Origin of the sequence: Winslowiella arboricola (genome assembly GCF_025527015.1) — a bacterium.
In the GTDB taxonomy this organism is placed as follows: Bacteria; Pseudomonadota; Gammaproteobacteria; order Enterobacterales; family Enterobacteriaceae; genus Erwinia; species Erwinia arboricola.
This window is the reverse complement of record NZ_JAODIM010000043.1, coordinates 650,037-665,132: the sequence shown is the minus strand read 5'-3', so window position 1 is coordinate 665,132 and position 15,096 is coordinate 650,037. Positions and strand designations below refer to the sequence as shown.

The 15,096-nt window shown below is 54.2% G+C and carries 18 protein-coding genes; 9 read left to right on the top strand and 9 right to left on the bottom strand.

The features are described 5' to 3' along the window. Positions 1 to 71: 71 nt before the first annotated feature. A complete protein-coding gene (gene punR / locus N5923_RS20530) occupies positions 72 to 983 on the top strand; it encodes a DNA-binding transcriptional activator PunR (protein ID WP_267141642.1) in 912 nt (303 codons plus the stop codon). A 28-nt stretch (positions 984 to 1,011) separates the two neighbouring features. Here the strand turns inward: punR and purR are convergent, their stop codons facing one another. Beyond that, complete coding sequence (purR, locus tag N5923_RS20525; protein WP_267141643.1) at positions 1,012 to 2,037, bottom strand: HTH-type transcriptional repressor PurR; 1,026 nt, start codon at positions 2,035 to 2,037, stop codon at positions 1,012 to 1,014. A 284-nt stretch (positions 2,038 to 2,321) separates the two neighbouring features. On the opposite strand from purR, the gene cydH reads away from it, so the two are divergent. Next, complete coding sequence (gene cydH / locus N5923_RS20520; protein WP_267141644.1) at positions 2,322 to 2,411, top strand: cytochrome bd-I oxidase subunit CydH; 90 nt, start codon at positions 2,322 to 2,324, stop codon at positions 2,409 to 2,411. 87 nt (positions 2,412 to 2,498) lie between these two features. On the opposite strand, the gene N5923_RS20515 is transcribed toward cydH, so the two are convergent. Next, on the bottom strand, positions 2,499 to 3,287 hold the full coding sequence (locus N5923_RS20515) for a C40 family peptidase (protein ID WP_267141645.1): 789 nt from the start codon (positions 3,285 to 3,287) through the stop codon (positions 2,499 to 2,501). Positions 3,288 to 3,721: 434 nt separating this feature from the next. Between N5923_RS20515 and N5923_RS20510 the strand changes: the two genes are divergently transcribed. Continuing rightward, positions 3,722 to 4,054, top strand: coding sequence for a Grx4 family monothiol glutaredoxin (locus tag N5923_RS20510; protein WP_017802182.1), 333 nt, complete (start codon positions 3,722 to 3,724; stop codon positions 4,052 to 4,054). 48 nt (positions 4,055 to 4,102) lie between these two features. Here N5923_RS20510 and rnt read toward each other — a convergent pair whose 3' ends face one another. The 6 genes from rnt to N5923_RS20480 all read right to left on the bottom strand — a co-directional run bounded on the left by rnt (position 4,103) and on the right by N5923_RS20480 (position 9,591). Further along, positions 4,103 to 4,783, bottom strand: coding sequence for a ribonuclease T (gene rnt, locus N5923_RS20505; RefSeq protein WP_267141646.1), 681 nt, complete (start codon positions 4,781 to 4,783; stop codon positions 4,103 to 4,105). Positions 4,784 to 4,887: 104 nt separating this feature from the next. Beyond that, positions 4,888 to 5,295 (bottom strand): lactoylglutathione lyase, encoded by a 408-nt coding sequence (gloA, locus tag N5923_RS20500; RefSeq protein WP_267141647.1) that lies wholly within the window; start codon positions 5,293 to 5,295, stop codon positions 4,888 to 4,890. A gap of 127 nt (positions 5,296 to 5,422) precedes the next feature. Then, entirely contained in the window at positions 5,423 to 6,520 is a 1,098-nt protein-coding gene (gene nemA / locus N5923_RS20495; protein WP_267141648.1) for an alkene reductase, read from the bottom strand. 44 nt (positions 6,521 to 6,564) lie between these two features. Then, the gene (locus N5923_RS20490; protein ID WP_267141649.1) at positions 6,565 to 7,161 is read right to left on the bottom strand and encodes a TetR/AcrR family transcriptional regulator; all 597 of its coding nucleotides are present in this window, start codon (positions 7,159 to 7,161) and stop codon (positions 6,565 to 6,567) included. A 43-nt stretch (positions 7,162 to 7,204) separates the two neighbouring features. Continuing rightward, positions 7,205 to 8,836, bottom strand: coding sequence for a phosphoethanolamine transferase EptA (eptA, locus tag N5923_RS20485; RefSeq protein ID WP_267141650.1), 1,632 nt, complete (start codon positions 8,834 to 8,836; stop codon positions 7,205 to 7,207). Between the two features lie 110 nt (positions 8,837 to 8,946). Continuing rightward, a complete protein-coding gene (locus tag N5923_RS20480; RefSeq protein WP_267141651.1) occupies positions 8,947 to 9,591 on the bottom strand; it encodes an NAD(P)-dependent oxidoreductase in 645 nt (214 codons plus the stop codon). Between the two features lie 112 nt (positions 9,592 to 9,703). Here N5923_RS20480 and N5923_RS20475 point away from each other — a divergent pair, with 112 nt between their 5' ends. The 5 genes from N5923_RS20475 to slyA all read left to right on the top strand — a co-directional run bounded on the left by N5923_RS20475 (position 9,704) and on the right by slyA (position 13,172). After that, positions 9,704 to 10,630 (top strand): LysR substrate-binding domain-containing protein, encoded by a 927-nt coding sequence (locus N5923_RS20475; protein WP_267141652.1) that lies wholly within the window; start codon positions 9,704 to 9,706, stop codon positions 10,628 to 10,630. Between the two features lie 41 nt (positions 10,631 to 10,671). Beyond that, positions 10,672 to 10,911: a DUF1289 domain-containing protein gene (locus N5923_RS20470; RefSeq protein ID WP_267141653.1), complete on the top strand. Its 240-nt coding sequence runs from the start codon at positions 10,672 to 10,674 to the stop codon at positions 10,909 to 10,911. Between the two features lie 70 nt (positions 10,912 to 10,981). Then, positions 10,982 to 11,878, top strand: coding sequence for an aldo/keto reductase (locus N5923_RS20465; protein WP_267141654.1), 897 nt, complete (start codon positions 10,982 to 10,984; stop codon positions 11,876 to 11,878). 88 nt (positions 11,879 to 11,966) lie between these two features. Next, positions 11,967 to 12,488, top strand: coding sequence for a superoxide dismutase [Cu-Zn] SodC (gene sodC, locus N5923_RS20460; protein ID WP_267141655.1), 522 nt, complete (start codon positions 11,967 to 11,969; stop codon positions 12,486 to 12,488). A 246-nt stretch (positions 12,489 to 12,734) separates the two neighbouring features. Continuing rightward, on the top strand, positions 12,735 to 13,172 hold the full coding sequence (gene slyA / locus N5923_RS20455; RefSeq protein ID WP_017802193.1) for a transcriptional regulator SlyA: 438 nt from the start codon (positions 12,735 to 12,737) through the stop codon (positions 13,170 to 13,172). 48 nt (positions 13,173 to 13,220) lie between these two features. Here the strand turns inward: slyA and slyB are convergent, their stop codons facing one another. Next, positions 13,221 to 13,688 (bottom strand): outer membrane lipoprotein SlyB, encoded by a 468-nt coding sequence (slyB, locus tag N5923_RS20450; RefSeq protein ID WP_267141656.1) that lies wholly within the window; start codon positions 13,686 to 13,688, stop codon positions 13,221 to 13,223. A gap of 286 nt (positions 13,689 to 13,974) precedes the next feature. On the opposite strand from slyB, the gene anmK reads away from it, so the two are divergent. After that, entirely contained in the window at positions 13,975 to 15,096 is a 1,122-nt protein-coding gene (gene anmK / locus N5923_RS20445) for an anhydro-N-acetylmuramic acid kinase (RefSeq protein ID WP_267141657.1), read from the top strand.

Below are 15,096 nucleotides of genomic sequence, written 5' to 3'. Positions count from 1 at the left end.
TAATCGGGTGCATACTGGCTTGTGAAACGCTAATATTTGCGTATTGCGTTCAAAAAATTTGCAGGCAACTTATGTGGTCAGAACATTCTCTGGAAGTGGTTGATGCTGTTGCACGTACCGGGAGCTTTAGCGCCGCCGCCAGCGAGCTGCATCGCGTGCCTTCGGCGATAAGCTATACCGTGCGACAACTGGAGCAGTGGTTAGCGGTGTCGCTGTTTGAGCGCCGCCATCGCGACGTCGTGCTCACCGATGCTGGCAAAGTTTTTATCCAGGAAGGGCGCGCTGTTATCAAAAAAATGCTTGCCACCCGCCGTCAGTGTCAGCAGGTGGCGAATGGCTGGCGCGGGCAGCTGAGTATCGCCGTCGATTCAATTGTTAAACCACAGCGTACCCGCCAGCTGGTGCTGGATTTCTATCGTCATTTCCCCGATATGGAGCTGCTGGTGTCCCATGAAGTTTTCAATGGCGTCTGGGATGCGCTGGTGGACGGGCGAGTGGATATGGCAATTGGCGCCACGCAGGCAATTCCGGTCGGCGGACGTTTTGGTTTTCGCGATATGGGCGCGCTTAACTGGCGCTGCGTGGTCAGCGCTGCACATCCACTGGCGCAAAAGCAGGGCGTGATTGATGAAGAGAGTATACGTCAGTGGCCATCGCTGGTGCTGGAAGATACCTCACGCAGTCTGACCAGGCGTATTACCTGGACGCTGGATAATCAGCGGCGGCTGGTGGCGCCGGACTGGGAGAGTGCATTTGATTGTCTGCTGGCCGGGCTTTGCGTCGGCATGGTGCCGGGCCATTTTGCCGCACCGCTGATCGCCAGTGGCGAACTGGTGACCCTGAATCTGCCCGCCGCTTTCCCCGACAGCCCATGCTGTGTCAGCTGGGCGCAGCAGAGCGCGTCCCCGGCGCTGAACTGGTTACTGGAGTATCTGGGCGATCCGGAGACGATGAACGAAGAGTGGTTGCGAGAGGAAGGTTAACCGGCCACCGCAGTGACCGGCAGGCAACTTAGCGGCGATAGTCGCGGAACGGACCATCGGCAACCGAGCGGCGTTCGATCAGTGACGGATGGACTTCGATAGTCTGTGGATCTTCACGTTTGCTGGTAATGCGATCCAGCAACATATCGAAGGCGGTTTCGCCCAGACGCTCTTTCGGCTGATGCACGGTAGTCAGTGCTGGCGTGAAATAGCGCGCGTTGCGCACATTGTCATAACCGATCACCGAAATATCCTGTGGCACGCGCAAACCCATCTCATCAGCGGCGCAAATCGCTCCCATCGCCATAATATCGCCACCGCAGAAGACAGCGGTTGGGCGCTGTTTCTGCGACAATATTTGCTGCATTGCGCGATAGCCGGATTCCGGTTCAAAATCTCCTTGCACGATCCACTCATCACGCAGCTGGATATTGGCCTCATTCAGCGCCTTCAGGAAGCCCGCATGGCGTCCGCCGCCGGTGTTGCGCTTCAGTTGCCCGGGAATCGCGCCGATATCACGGTGGCCGCGATCGATCAGATAGCGTCCCACCAGATAACCGCCCTCAAAGGCATTATCCAGCACGGTATCGGTGAAATCGCCGCGCGACTCGCCCCAATCCATCACCACCATCGGGATATTGCGATTATCTTCCAGCATTTTCAGCAGCTCGTCCGGGTACTCCGAACACATCACCAGCAGGCCGTCGACGCGCTTCTGCGCCATCATCGACAGATAAGCCTGCTGTTTCTGCAGATCGTTATGGGCGTTGCCCAGAATCAGCGTATAGCCTTTGGCAAAACAGCGCGTTTCGATGGCTTCAATAATTTCAGCAAAATAGGGTGCTTCACTGGAGGTCGCCAGCAAACCAATCGACTTGGTATGGTTAACCTTCAGACTGCGCGCAACGGCGCTGGGCGAATAGTGTAACTCTTTGATGGCGGCCCAAACCGCTTCACGCGTATCTTCCGCGACAAAACGTGTTTTATTGATGACATGCGAAACGGTGGTGGTCGAAACACCGGCGCGTTTCGCCACATCTTTAATTGTTGCCATTGAACTGGTACTCCTGCGCTTATCTCAACGCATTGATAAATATCATGTTAAACGTTTGCGTCCGCCGCGCGTTATTCAGACAGCGATCGGTTTCATTGTTGCATTCTGAGTGACGCCGGGAAGGGGAATGACGTCAGGAAACACGGCAAGTAACGCGGTGTTGCAGTTGTTGCGCAACGGAAAAGAAGAATTCTATCAAGGCTGTGACAAGAAAACGAGATTTTTACCCGTAACTATGGGAAAATCTATACCGCTATTAATTTTAGGGTCTTTAAGGAGTAGGTGTGGATACTAATCTCAAGTTGTCTCTGATGACCACTGTAGGCTCACTGTTAGTGATTATCGCTTTTAGCTTTGTTGCGGTGATGAACTGATCCTGCCAGCAGAATCGTTCGCCGCCGTAATAAAAAACGCCTGATACAGCATTGCATCAGGCGTTTTTTGTTGCGCAAACCAGCGGCTTAACGGATGGTTTTTGGCGTCATCATCCGACGGGCGCCAACGTAATGGCGCTGCCAGTACTCTTCGCTTAATGCGCTAATCTGAATATCTTTGCCGCTGCGCGGCGACTGGATAAATTTGCCATTGCCCAGATAGACGCCCACATGGTCGGCGGCACCGCGATTATTGATGCGGAAGAACACCAGGTCGCCTTTTTCCAGCGAATCACGCTTAATCTGCGCGGCGTCATTCAGGTGATACATCTCATTGGCGGTGCGCGGGATCTTAAATTTCACCAGATCTTTATAGGCGTACCACACCAGGCCGCTACAGTCGAAACCGGTGCGCGGCGAAGTGCCGCCCCACTGATAAGGTTTGCCCAGCTGTCCCATCAGTTTGTTCATCGCGGTTTCACGTGCTTTCTGATAACGCACCCGATGCTCTTTGCTCATTTTTAACGGACCGCTGTTAATGCCGGCGCTGGCAAGCGTCTCTGCATTTTTACTGCGGCGCTGATGGCCATAGCGTTTGCTTAATTTCTTTGCGCTGAGAGAGCTTTTCTTCGGGGTAGTGAGCAGGGCGGTTTCACTGGTGGGCTTTTTCCTGGTTTTTAATTTCTGTGCGGCGGTCAGACGGGTTTTCTTTGTCGGGGTTTTTAACTGGCGTTTCTTACGGCGTTCATCACTACGGGCACTCTTTTTTTCCACCTTTTGCTGATTTGCACTCACGGGAGCCTGTGGCGATGCGTGCGCCATATTAAAAAACAACTGTGCAAAAGCCAGCATAAAGAGTGTGATGAATAAACGCATTATCCGTTTCTGGTTAGGCTCTCACGAATCAGAGAGGACCGCATAGACATTCCCAACGCCGCCCGACATCGAGTGTCAAAGCTATAGTGGGGGCTTGAAGCGATAAACTGCCGCCCAAAGAATCAGGGCCAGGCAATTCTAATCTAACTTTTTCCGAAAAGGTAAGGCCTTTTTCAATTAATCAGTTTATAAAGGTGATTAATGGCTGAAATGAGCCAGATCAGTCGCTTATCTCGCCAATATTGTTGCTGTTTATTAATCTGTTAACCCTGTGTAATGATAAGAAACGGTTATTTTAGCCGCGGCTTTTGGCATTATGGGCTTTATAGCCATGTCTCTGCATAAAATGTCGTTTTCAGTCGGCGGACAGAATCGTTACAATGAAACGTCGCTACAATAAATAGACACGAAGTAACGCATTAAGGAAGGCAAAAATGAGTACTGTTGAAAAAATTCAGCGCCAGATCGCAGAAAACCCGATCCTGCTGTATATGAAAGGTTCACCGAAGCTGCCAAGCTGCGGCTTCTCTGCTCAGACCGTTCAGGCGCTTTCTGCTTGCGGCGAGCGTTTTGCATATGTTGATATTCTGCAAAACCCTGATATTCGCGCTGAACTGCCGAAATATGCCAACTGGCCAACCTTCCCGCAGTTGTGGGTGGACGGCGAACTGGTCGGCGGTTGTGATATCGTGATCGAAATGTATCAGCGTGGCGAATTGCAGACGCTGATCAAAGAGACCGCTGAGAAATTTAAAGAAGCTGAATAACTCAGACCACAGTTCCCTGCAGGGGCGGCGTTTTCGCCGCCCTTTTTTTTATTCCGCGTTTTCCGCGCTGTTACCTTCGGCGCTATCCTCAGTTACTGGCGCCAGCGGCCAGCCGCCAAGGCGTTTCCAGCGGTTCACCAGCTCGCAGAACAGGTCGGCGGTTTGTTCCGTGTCGTACAGCGCAGAGTGCGCCTGGGTGCTGTCAAACGGCAGGCCAGCAGCTTTACAGGCTTTCGCCAGTACTGTCTGTCCGACTACCAGGCCACTAAGGGCGGCAGTATCGAAAGTGACAAACGGGTGAAACGGATTGCGTTTCAGACCGGCGCGTTCGGCGGCGGCACTCATAAAATTCAGGTCGAAAGTGGCATTGTGCGCCACCATAATCGCCCGGTTACAGCCCTGGTCTTTAATCCCTTTACGCACCAGCTTAAAAATGGCGTGCAGGGCATCATATTCACTGATGGCGCCGCGCAACGGGTTATGCGGATCGATACCATTAAACGCCAGCGCCTCCGGCTGGAGAATTGCCCCTTCAAACGGCTCGACATGGAAATGCAAAGTTTCATCTTTTTGCAGCCAGCCGTTCTCATCCATTTTTAAGGTTATCGCAGCAATTTCCAGTAACGCATCCGTTTTCGCATTGAAACCGGCGGTTTCAACATCAATCACTACCGGGTAAAAACCGCGAAAACGGTCGCTAAGGGCATTCAATTCTTTCGATTCAGGCATCGGGATCTCTTTGACGGAAAAATGCAGCGCGTATTATGGCAAATTTCAGAAAGGGTTGCAGCAGAGGAAGCGAGGAGAAGGGGGCGGTTAAGCCCCCAGCGGCATCAGTTGCCGATGCCGTGACCGGCGTGTTTGTTTTCAATCAGTTCGATTTTATAACCATCGGGATCTTCGACAAAGGCGATAACGGTGCTGCCGCCCTTCACCGGGCCTGCTTCACGCGTCACATTACCGCCATCTTTGCGGATGCGATCGCAGGTGGCTGCCACGTCATCAACGCCCAGCGCAATATGGCCGTAGGCGTTGCCGAGGTCGTAGCTGTCAACGCCCCAGTTGTAAGTCAGCTCAATCACCGCGCCTTCGCTCTCTTCGGTATAACCGACAAAGGCGAGGTTGTATTTGTATTCGGTGTTTTCACTGGTGCGCAGCAGACGCATGCCCAGTACTTTGGTATAGAAGTCGATGGAGCGTTGCAGATCGCCGACGCGCAGCATGGTATGAAGTAAGCGCATAATATCCTCTTAACGCCTGGTAAGTTTTGCCATCAATTGTGCGATGACTGAAAAATCCTGCTAAGTATAGCGACGATTAGCGAGTATGTTAACGATTTGCCGCAACATCACTGTTGCGGCATCAGCATTACAGCGTCGGGTAATCGGTATATCCCTCGGCGTTACCGCCGTAGAAACTTTCTGGTTTTGGCTCATTCAGCGGCGCCTGTTTATGCAGACGTGCCACCAGATCCGGGTTAGCAATGTAGACGCGACCAAAGGCCACCGCATCAATCAGACCTTTTTCAATCAGCTCTTCGCCTTTCTCAGCGGTATAGGCGCCAGCGCCAACAATCACACCCGGATAAACGGCGCGGATTGCCTGACGGAATGACTCGGCATATGGCTTGCCGCCCGCCCAGTCAGGCTCGGAAATATGCAGATAAGCCAGATTACGTTTCGCCAGCTCAGCAATATAGTACAGCGCTGCGGCTTCCTGATCTTCACCGTTATCAAGGCCGTTAAACGGACCGAGCGGTGAAATGCGGATACCAATGCGATCCGCGCTCCAGCCGGCAATTGCCGCGTCCACCACTTCAAGGGCAAAGCGGGTGCGATTCTCCACGCTGCCGCCGTACTCATCGGTACGCTGGTTAGAGGCCGGAGAGAGGAACTGATGAATCAGATAGCCGTGAGCAGAGTGCAGCTCCAGCAGATCGAAATCTGCCGCTTTGGCATTCACCGCCGACTGGCGGAAATCTTCAACGATCTGCGCGATCTCAGCAGTTTCCAGCGCGCGTGGCGTGGAGGTTTCTTCGCGAATCGCACGGCCCTGATCGTCACGCAGCGAGGTGCGGGTCTGGGCGGAGATGGCGGAAGGCGCTACCGGCGCCTGCTGACCAGGTTGCAGACTGGTATGTGAAATGCGGCCGGTGTGCCACAGCTGTACCGCGCTATGGCCATTTTCGGCATGAATACCGGCATTAATCGCTTTCCACGCGGCAATCTGTTCGGCGGTGTGCAGGCCTGGCGCACCGGCGTAACCTTTAGCCTGGAAAGAGATTTGCGTCGCCTCGGTGATAATCAGACCGGCGCTGGCGCGCTGGCGGTAGTACTCGCCCATTAACGGAGTTGGGATATCGCCCGGTTCAATGCTGCGCAGACGCGTTAACGGCGCCATAAAAATACGGTTTGGTACGGTGACAGCACCCACTTTCAGGGGTGTAAACAGTTTGGTGATTTGCATAAATAATCCTGTATTAGACCGGTCGACTAGTAAGGGTGTTTTTTTTAACTGGCTGCGGGCAGCATACGGGTAATCGCAGCGTAACCCCAGCTTAACGGCGTCACGTCACGCCGGATTTTGCACTGCAGGCTGGCGCCGAGCCATAACATATAGCAGGTTTCCGCGCTGATCTGCGCATTGCCTTCCAGCTGCACCTCGCCTTTATCCACCGCCTGTTGCAGGGTGGTGGCCAGTGCAGCGATAATCGCCCGCGACCCCCTTTCGAGCGCAATGCGCATCGGTTCCGAAAGATCGCAGACTTCCGCCGAAAGTTTCACCGACAGACAGGCAGCAAACGCACCGTCATGACAGAAATTTTCATAAGCTGTGTGGTAGTAATCAAGCACGCGCTGACGGGGATGTTGCGGGTCAGCCGCAAGAAAACTGCTCACCTGTTGGTGATACCGGGCAAAATAACGCTCCAGCATCGCCACACCAAAGGCTTCTTTCGAACGGAAGTAGTGATAAAACGACCCTTTCGGCACCGCAGCCACCGACAGCAGCTCACTGAGCCCCATACCGGTAAAGCCGCGTTGCAGGCACAGCTGCTCGCCAGTCGCGAGCAGATGTTCACATGTATCGTGTCGGGTCGTTTTGTTCATCGTCACAGGGTAATAGACCAATCGGTCTAATGCAACCCGTTGCTTACGACTGGCACACTTTTAGTATATCGAGCGCAGGCTGGTATTCGCTGGTCTGGATATTCATCATGCCGAGCAGGGTGTGGAAAATATTGTCCTGTGACACCTCATCGCTGGCGGCATGCTGTTGTAAACACTGCTGATTAATGCCAAATGTATGCGCATAATCCGGCGACATCCACAGCAGGAACGGAATATGGGTCTGCTGGCTGGGGGCAAACACATACGGTGTGCCGTGCAGATACATGCCGTGTTCACCCAGTGACTCGCCGTGGTCCGAGAGGTAAATCAGCGCCACATTATATTTGTCGCTGTAAGACTTCAGCAGATCAATGGTGTCACTCAGCATCGCGTCGGTATACAGCAGGCTGTTATCGTAGGTGTTAATTAATGCCTGGTGATCGCAGTCCTGAATCTGGTTACTGTCGCAGGTTGGCGTAAATTTGCGCATTTCTGACGGGTAACGCAGATAGTAAGCCGGGCCGTGGCTGCCCATCTGGTGCAGAACAATTACCGAGTCATCTTTAAGGCTGTCGATATAATTATTGAGACGATGCAGCAGCGCATTATCCAGGCAGTAACCATCGCGGCACAGATCGGGCAGTGTCCATTTGGTCATATCGGTATGCGGCACGCGGTCGCATGCACCTTTGCAGCCGCCATCGTTTTCACGCCACAGCACGTTGACGCCAGCATGCGCCATCACATCCATCACGCCTTCCTGATGTCGGGCGAGGTTGGCGTCATAATCGACGCGCGGCATATTGGAGAACATGCAGGGAACTGAAATTGCCGTTTCGGTGCCGCAGGAGCTGGCATGTGAATAGTAGATAACCTGCTGCTGTTTCAGTTTCGGATTGGTTTCGCGTGCATAACCGCCCAGTGAGAAGTTCTCGGCGCGCGCGGTTTCACCCAGCACAAATACCACCAGCGTTTTCTTTTTACTGGCGCTGATTAGCGGCCCTTTTTTGGCATCCAGTCCGATCCGCACCAGCGACTGATCGCCCGCGAACCAGCGGTCGTGAGCATAATGGCCGCTGCCGCTAATAATATTGGCCGGGGTGATCATCTTCACCAGCCCTTTATTATTCCGGATCACCGAGGCGTAATCCTTATAAAACAGCGCCGCCACCAGCAGAATCACCAGCAATGCGCCGATAGTGCTGAGCGCGCGCAGCGCCAGACCAAACCACCAGGGACGCTGGCGGGTAATGCGCACCATACACAGCAGCAGCGCCGGCAGCAGCCCCATCAGGGTCATCCAGATCAGATAGCGAGCGTTAAACAGCGCCAGCGCTTCCTGGGAGTCGGTTTCAAACACGTTTTGCACCATATTGGTGTCAATCACGGTGCCAAAACTGAACATAAAATAGTTGGCTGCGGCGCTGGTCAGGATCAGCAGTACCAGCAGGGGTTTGCGGATCCACGGCAGCGCCAGCAGATTAAAAATCAGCGCAAATGCGCAGAACAGGACAACAGGCAGGGTGGCGGCAAACAGATAGTCGCGCAGCGAGACAAAGGGAATAATTTCCCAGACGCGAATGATAAACAGGGCATTGAGAATCAGCGTAAAAAACAGTGCGGCAATCAGGTTAAAGGTAAATTCATTGCAGCGTAACTTTCTCAGTAATTTCATAATTTCCGGCAAAGATAACAATCATTGCCTGAAGAATAGACGCTAAAGCTTAGCGTAACCTTAACCTGGTCTAAACATGTGAAAGCCCGCACAGGGCGGGCACGATCTCTTTAGTAAGCAACCGTAAACTGTTGTTGTAAATGTTGCGGAGACTCGATTTCATCAAGGATAGCGACAGCCAAATCCGCGACGCTAATTGAGGCCGGATGGTCGCCGGACATCAGCAATTCAGTGCTGCCGACACGGAATTGCGCCGTGCGCTCACCGGGCTGCAACAGTGCGGCAGGTGACAGATAGGTCCAGTCAAGGTCGGCGGCGCTGCTTTGCAGTTTATTGCGCAGATCGCGCGCACCGAGGGCGCCGGGTTTAATCTCTGCCGGGAACGCCTCGGTATCCACCAGTTCGACACCCGGCGCCACCTGCAGGCTACCGGCACCGCCCACCACCAGCAGGCGTTTAACCGCAGCGACTCTGACGGCGTCAAGAATTTGCGCGCTGCCCTCGGTGAATTTCTGATACAGATCGCTTTCCGCCCAGCCCGGGTTATAAGCGCTTATCACCGCGTCCTGCCCCTGCAGCACACCGCTGAGCCATTCAGTGTTATAAATATCGCCAGTCGCCAGCGTCAGATTGTCATGCTGTGGCAGATTCTTGCCGGAACGCGAGACGGCGGTGACCTGATGGCCGCGCGCCAGCGCTTCTTTTACCACGTCCTGGCCGACAAAACCTGTTGCGCCAATAACGGTAATTTTCATTCTTTTCACCTTGTTTGCTGTTGTGATACTGAGTGATTGCACTTTACTGCTTAACAATGGCGGCGATAAGTGCCATATTTCTACTTTCAAAATGAAGTAAAACTTACGAATCATGGAAAATCTTAATCGCATGGCGGTGTTTGCCACCGTGGTCAGTGAAGGCTCCCTGGCCGCTGCCGGACGCCGGCTGGGTATCTCGGCATCGGCGGTCAGCCAGCACTTACGCCAGCTGGAAACGGCAGTCGGCGTGCCGTTGCTGCACCGCTCCACCCGCAAATTAACCCTGACCGATGCCGGCGCGGCGTTTTTCCCCGGCTGTGAAGCGATGCTCAGCAGCGCCCGGGATGCCGAACAGCGGCTGGCGGAGATGCGCGATACGCTGAGCGGCGAGCTGCGTATCTCTTCCACTGTCGGCATTGGTGGCAAACCGTTGTGCGAAGCGCTGGCACCGTTACTGCAACAACATCCAGGCCTGCAGTTACGGATTGTCGCCACCGACCAGGTGCTGGACATGATTGAACATCGCATTGATATTGCGCTGCGGGTTAATCGCCAGCTTACTGACACCACGATTATTGCCCATCAGTTAGTGGCGTGGCCGCTGGTGATCTGCGCGTCACCACGCTATCTCTCGCTGCATGGCGTACCGGAAACGCCTGAGGATTTGATCAGCCATCGCTGGATCACCGGTATGCCTGCCAGCGGCGTTAACGCGCGCAATATAGAACTTCATCATAGCCATTATCCGGCGGTACGCTTACGTATCGCTGAAGGGCAGGTGATGAGTGACAGTATGGCGGTGATTCGCGACTTTACCCTTGCCGGACAGGGTATTTCGCTGCAACCGCTGTATGAGATTCAGGATAAATTGCGCAGTGGCGAACTGATGCTGTTGCTGCCGGAGTGGCGTCCGGCGTCGCTGAGGCTGACGGCACTGACGCTTGAGCGCGTGCTGCCGGAGAAAACCCGCCAGGTGCTACAGGCTTTACGTGACTATTTCCGGCGAATTGACGCCACGACACTTGCGGAACGCGGCTAAGCGATCTTCAATAGAGTCAGTGTTGTTACCCAGGAGTCCAGGTGGCCGAGCAACTTGAGTTTTTCCCGGTTCCCAGCCCATGCCGGAGTATATGTCAGTCAGATGAGCGTGGTTACTGTCGTGGCTGCATGCGTAGCCGCGACGAGCGTTTTAACTGGATGAAGTTCAGTGATGCACAAAAACGCGAAGTGCTGCGTCTGTGCCGTCAGCGTTTCCTGCGTCTGCAACGCGCCGGCAAAAACGATCTGCCGGAAGAACCGGAACAGCCATCGTTGTTTTAGCGCCGGTTTTTTCTCGCCTGACGGGTATATACTGATTGGCTAAAACAGTTAACTTCACAGGGAGAACCGCATGCTACAACGTCTGCAGATTGCGCCACAGGGGCCGGAATTTTCACGTCTGGTAATGGGCTACTGGCGCCTGATGGACTGGGGAATGACACCGCAACAGCGCGTGGCGTTTATCGAACAGCATCTCGAACTGGGGATCACCACTACCGATCACGCCGATATTTATGGTGACTACCGGTGTGAAGCCGCCTTCGGTGAAGCACTGCGGCTGGCGCCGTCACTGCGTCAGAAGCTGGAGCTGGTAACTAAATGCGGTATCGCCACTACCGCCAATCCCGATCATAAAATCGGTCATTATATTACCGAAAGCCGCCATATTCTGCATAGCGCAGAAAACTCACTGCGTTATTTCAATACCGATTATCTCGATCTGTTGCTGATCCATCGTCCTGATCCGCTGATGGATGCCGATGACATTGCCGAAGCCTTTATCTCGCTGCATCAGAGCGGCAAAGTACGCCATTTTGGCGTGTCTAACTTTACCCCGACGCAGTTCTCGCTGCTGCAATCCCGCCTGCCGTTTACCCTTGCCACCAATCAACTGGAGATTTCGCCACTGCATCAGCCACTACTGCTTGATGGTTCGCTGGACCAGTGTCAGCAGCTGCGGGTTAAACCAATGGCATGGTCCTGCCTCGGCGGCGGCGAGCTGTTTACTGCTGCGCAATACCAGCCGCTGCGTGATGAACTGACGGCGGTAATGAGTGAAACCGCGGCGGACAATATTGAGCAGGTCGTCTATGCGTGGGTGATGCGTCTGCCGTCGCAACCTTTGCCGATTATCGGCTCGGGTAAAATTGAACGGGTGCGTACAGCGGTGCGGGCGACGGAGATTACGCTCAGCCGTCAGCAATGGTTCCGCATTCGTAAAGCGGCGCTCGGCTACGATGTGCCGTAAAGAAACGCAAATCGTCACCTTTTATTGCCCGTAATGCGAAAAAGCGACCAGGCTTAGTGGGTCTGGAAAACAACGCAAAGGAGTCACAATGAAAGGTTACGGTATAGCAGCACTGGCGCTGCTGGCATGCGGTTTTGCACAGGCCGCCAGCGAACAGGTTGAACTGCACGAAGCGACAAAGCAGGGGACCGGCCAGTCCATCGGTCAGGTAACGATCAGTGAAACGCCGTATGGCCTGGAATTTACGCCGAATCTTCACGGATTGCCGCCAGGAGTACACGGTTTCCATGTGCATGCCAAAGGCAGTTGCGATGTCGCTACCACTGACGGTAAAACGGTGGCAGCGGGTGCAGCGGGCGGCCATCTTGATCCGACCAGTAGCGGTAAACATCTTGGTCCTTATCAGGACGGCCATCTGGGCGATTTACCGGCGCTGTTTGTCACCGCTGATGGCAAGGCGACGTATCCATTGCTGGCGCCACGGATAAAAAAACTGTCTGAAATTTCAGGTAAGGCGTTGATGGTGCATGTCGGTGGCGATAACCATGCCGATAAGCCAAAACCGCTTGGCGGTGGCGGTGACCGCTTTGCCTGCGGGGTGATTAAGTAATCAGCAGGGCGCTGGCCACCCGGCGCCTGTTAACACGTCCATTCTCTCCCTCCATTACGCCTCATATAGCCGCAAACAAAAAGTGCGGCAGCATATCCTTTGTTAACAGCAATAATGCGGGCTTACACGAAATTTATACACTCTTTCGCGTGTGTGTTAGCTCAGAATTTGTATTTTGTCCTGTAAACTCGCAGAATAGTCTAGAATCAAGCTTGATAGCTAGCAAGCTAATTATAAGGAGATGAAATGGATACGCCACTAGGAACGGACCTGGCACGATTGGTGCGCATATGGCGCGCTTTGATTGATCAACGGCTTAAGCCATTGGAGCTGACGCAGACCCATTGGGTCACACTGCATAATATTCATCAATTGCCGCCGGAACAGTCACAAATTCAGCTGGCCAAGGCAATTGGTATTGAGCAACCCTCGCTGGTCCGAACCCTGGATCAGCTCGAGGAGAAAGGGCTGATCACCCGCTGCACTTGTGTCAACGATCGTCGTGCCAAACGCATTAAACTGACGAAAGAAGCGGAACCGATTATCAGTGAGGTGGAGCATGTGATTGATGCCACTCGCGATGATATTCTGGCCGGTATTTCAGGTCAGGAGATCGATCAACTGGTGACGCTGATTGCGCGACTGGAGAAGAATATTCTCGAGCTGCACCACAAAGCAGAATAACCTGTAAACAAAAACCGGCGTATTCGACGCCGGTTTTTTTCGTTCAGATTATCGTGGAGAGACGGTAACCTGACTGCCATTTGAGGCCATGGTCACACGCTGGCCGACTGCATAACGACTGGCGGCCTGCTTCTGCACCACCATGATGGTATTGCCATCATCTTTACGGATTTCCAGCTCCACACCATCGGCCTTATTCATCGCACCCTGTACGCCCTGACCCGCGACGCCACCAAGTACCGCGCCACCAGCAGTAGCCAGACTGCGCCCGCTGCCACCACCAATGGTGTTTCCGAGGAAGCCGCCGAGTACCGCACCGCCAATTGCACCAATTACGTTGCTCTCATCGCCACCCTGAATCTTCACCGGGCGCACGGAAACCAGCGTACCGTATGTGACATTTTGTACCTGTTTGGCTTCAGACGCGCTATATACGTCACCGGAAAGGGTATCCGTATTGGTACATCCTGCCAGCGTCATCCCGGCTAATGCCACGATAAATAAACGCTTGATCATTGTGGAGCTCCTTATTACTCAGTTGCTGCGCAAAAGCGGCAGCGATTGATAACCATAGTATATGGCACAAGTCCGGCCTGATGCGGATTTTAGTCGAAAAAGGCGAAGCGCGCAGCATACCTGAGGGTGAGTAAACAAAAAAGCAATGACCATGGCGCGAGTCAGGATTATTACGAAAAAGCGTTACTCGGCTCAAAAAACGGCAATTAATCATAGAATTACAGCGTCGTTTTTGCCAGGCTGAGATGTATGCCCGGCGATTGTGGCGCGATAATAAGGCAATAAAATGAAATCAGGACGTTATATTGGTGTGATGTCCGGCACCAGCCTCGATGGCGTTGATGTCGTGCTGGCGGCCATCGACCAGCGTATGGTCGCGCAACAGGCGAGTTACACCCATCCGATACCGGCCGATCTGCGACAGCAGGTTCTGGCGATCTGTCAGGGGCAAACGCTTACGCTGTCGCAACTGGGCCAGCTGGATACCCGACTGGGCCGCCTGTTTGCAGAAGCAGTGCTGGTTCTGATGCAGCAACAGGGACTGGAAGCGTCCGATGTCACCGCCATTGGCTGCCACGGCCAGACCGTCTGGCACGAACCGCTGGGCGATGCGCCTAACACCTTACAGATCGGCGATAATAATCAGATTGCGGCTGCCACCGGGATTACCGTGGTCGGTGATTTTCGTCGTCGTGATATGGCGCTGGGTGGGCAGGGCGCGCCGCTGGTGCCGGCATTTCATCAGGCCCTGCTGATGCACGCTACCGAGCGACGCATGGTGCTGAATATCGGCGGTATCGCCAACCTGTCACTGTTGATCCCCGACATGCCAGTGCGTGGCTACGATACCGGCCCGGGTAATATGCTGATGGACGCATGGATCTGGCGTCAGCGCGGCAAGGGCTATGATAAAGATGGTGCCTGGGGCAGCAGCGGAAAAGTGGTGTTGCCGCTGTTACAGTCAATGCTCGCCGATCCCTGGTTTGCGCGCCCGGCGCCAAAAAGCACCGGCCGTGAATATTTCAATCTCAGCTGGGTAGAAAAGCAGTTGCAGGCATTTCCGGCGCTGGCGCCACAGGATGTGCAGGCGACGCTGGTGGAGCTTAGCGCGACCACCATCGCCGAGCAGGTGCTGCTTAGTGGCGGCTGCGATCGGTTGATGGTGTGTGGCGGCGGCAGCCGCAATCCACTGCTGATGGCGCGGATCGCCGCGCTGCTGGCTGGCACCGAGGTGATCACCACCGATCAGCTGGGGATCAGTGGCGACGATATGGAAGGGCTGGCGTTTGCCTGGCTGGCGTATCGGACTTTATCGGGTCTGCCTGGCAATTTGCCCTCGGTTACCGGCGCCAGTGAAGCCTCGGTGTTAGGGGCAATCTATCCCGCTAACCGCAGCACATCACATTAA

Excerpts from the sequence above, each read along its gene's own strand:
- sodC (WP_267141655.1), top strand. The coding sequence starts at position 11,967 with ATGAAAGGTTACGGTATAGCAGCACTGGCGCTGCTGGCATGCGGTTTT.
- gloA (WP_267141647.1), bottom strand. The coding sequence starts at position 5,295 with ATGCGCTTACTTCATACCATGCTGCGCGTCGGCGATCTGCAACGCTCC.
- eptA (WP_267141650.1), bottom strand. The coding sequence starts at position 8,836 with ATGAAATTACTGAGAAAGTTACGCTGCAATGAATTTACCTTTAACCTG.
- N5923_RS20490 (WP_267141649.1), bottom strand. The coding sequence starts at position 7,161 with ATGAACAAAACGACCCGACACGATACATGTGAACATCTGCTCGCGACT.
- N5923_RS20480 (WP_267141651.1), bottom strand. The coding sequence starts at position 9,591 with ATGAAAATTACCGTTATTGGCGCAACAGGTTTTGTCGGCCAGGACGTG.
- purR (WP_267141643.1), bottom strand. The coding sequence starts at position 2,037 with ATGGCAACAATTAAAGATGTGGCGAAACGCGCCGGTGTTTCGACCACC.
- slyB (WP_267141656.1), bottom strand. The coding sequence starts at position 13,688 with ATGATCAAGCGTTTATTTATCGTGGCATTAGCCGGGATGACGCTGGCA.
- nemA (WP_267141648.1), bottom strand. The coding sequence starts at position 6,520 with ATGCAAATCACCAAACTGTTTACACCCCTGAAAGTGGGTGCTGTCACC.
- slyA (WP_017802193.1), top strand. The coding sequence starts at position 12,735 with ATGGATACGCCACTAGGAACGGACCTGGCACGATTGGTGCGCATATGG.
- anmK (WP_267141657.1), top strand. The coding sequence starts at position 13,975 with ATGAAATCAGGACGTTATATTGGTGTGATGTCCGGCACCAGCCTCGAT.
- N5923_RS20465 (WP_267141654.1), top strand. The coding sequence starts at position 10,982 with ATGCTACAACGTCTGCAGATTGCGCCACAGGGGCCGGAATTTTCACGT.
- N5923_RS20510 (WP_017802182.1), top strand. The coding sequence starts at position 3,722 with ATGAGTACTGTTGAAAAAATTCAGCGCCAGATCGCAGAAAACCCGATC.
- N5923_RS20475 (WP_267141652.1), top strand. The coding sequence starts at position 9,704 with ATGGAAAATCTTAATCGCATGGCGGTGTTTGCCACCGTGGTCAGTGAA.
- punR (WP_267141642.1), top strand. The coding sequence starts at position 72 with ATGTGGTCAGAACATTCTCTGGAAGTGGTTGATGCTGTTGCACGTACC.
- rnt (WP_267141646.1), bottom strand. The coding sequence starts at position 4,783 with ATGCCTGAATCGAAAGAATTGAATGCCCTTAGCGACCGTTTTCGCGGT.
- N5923_RS20515 (WP_267141645.1), bottom strand. The coding sequence starts at position 3,287 with ATGCGTTTATTCATCACACTCTTTATGCTGGCTTTTGCACAGTTGTTT.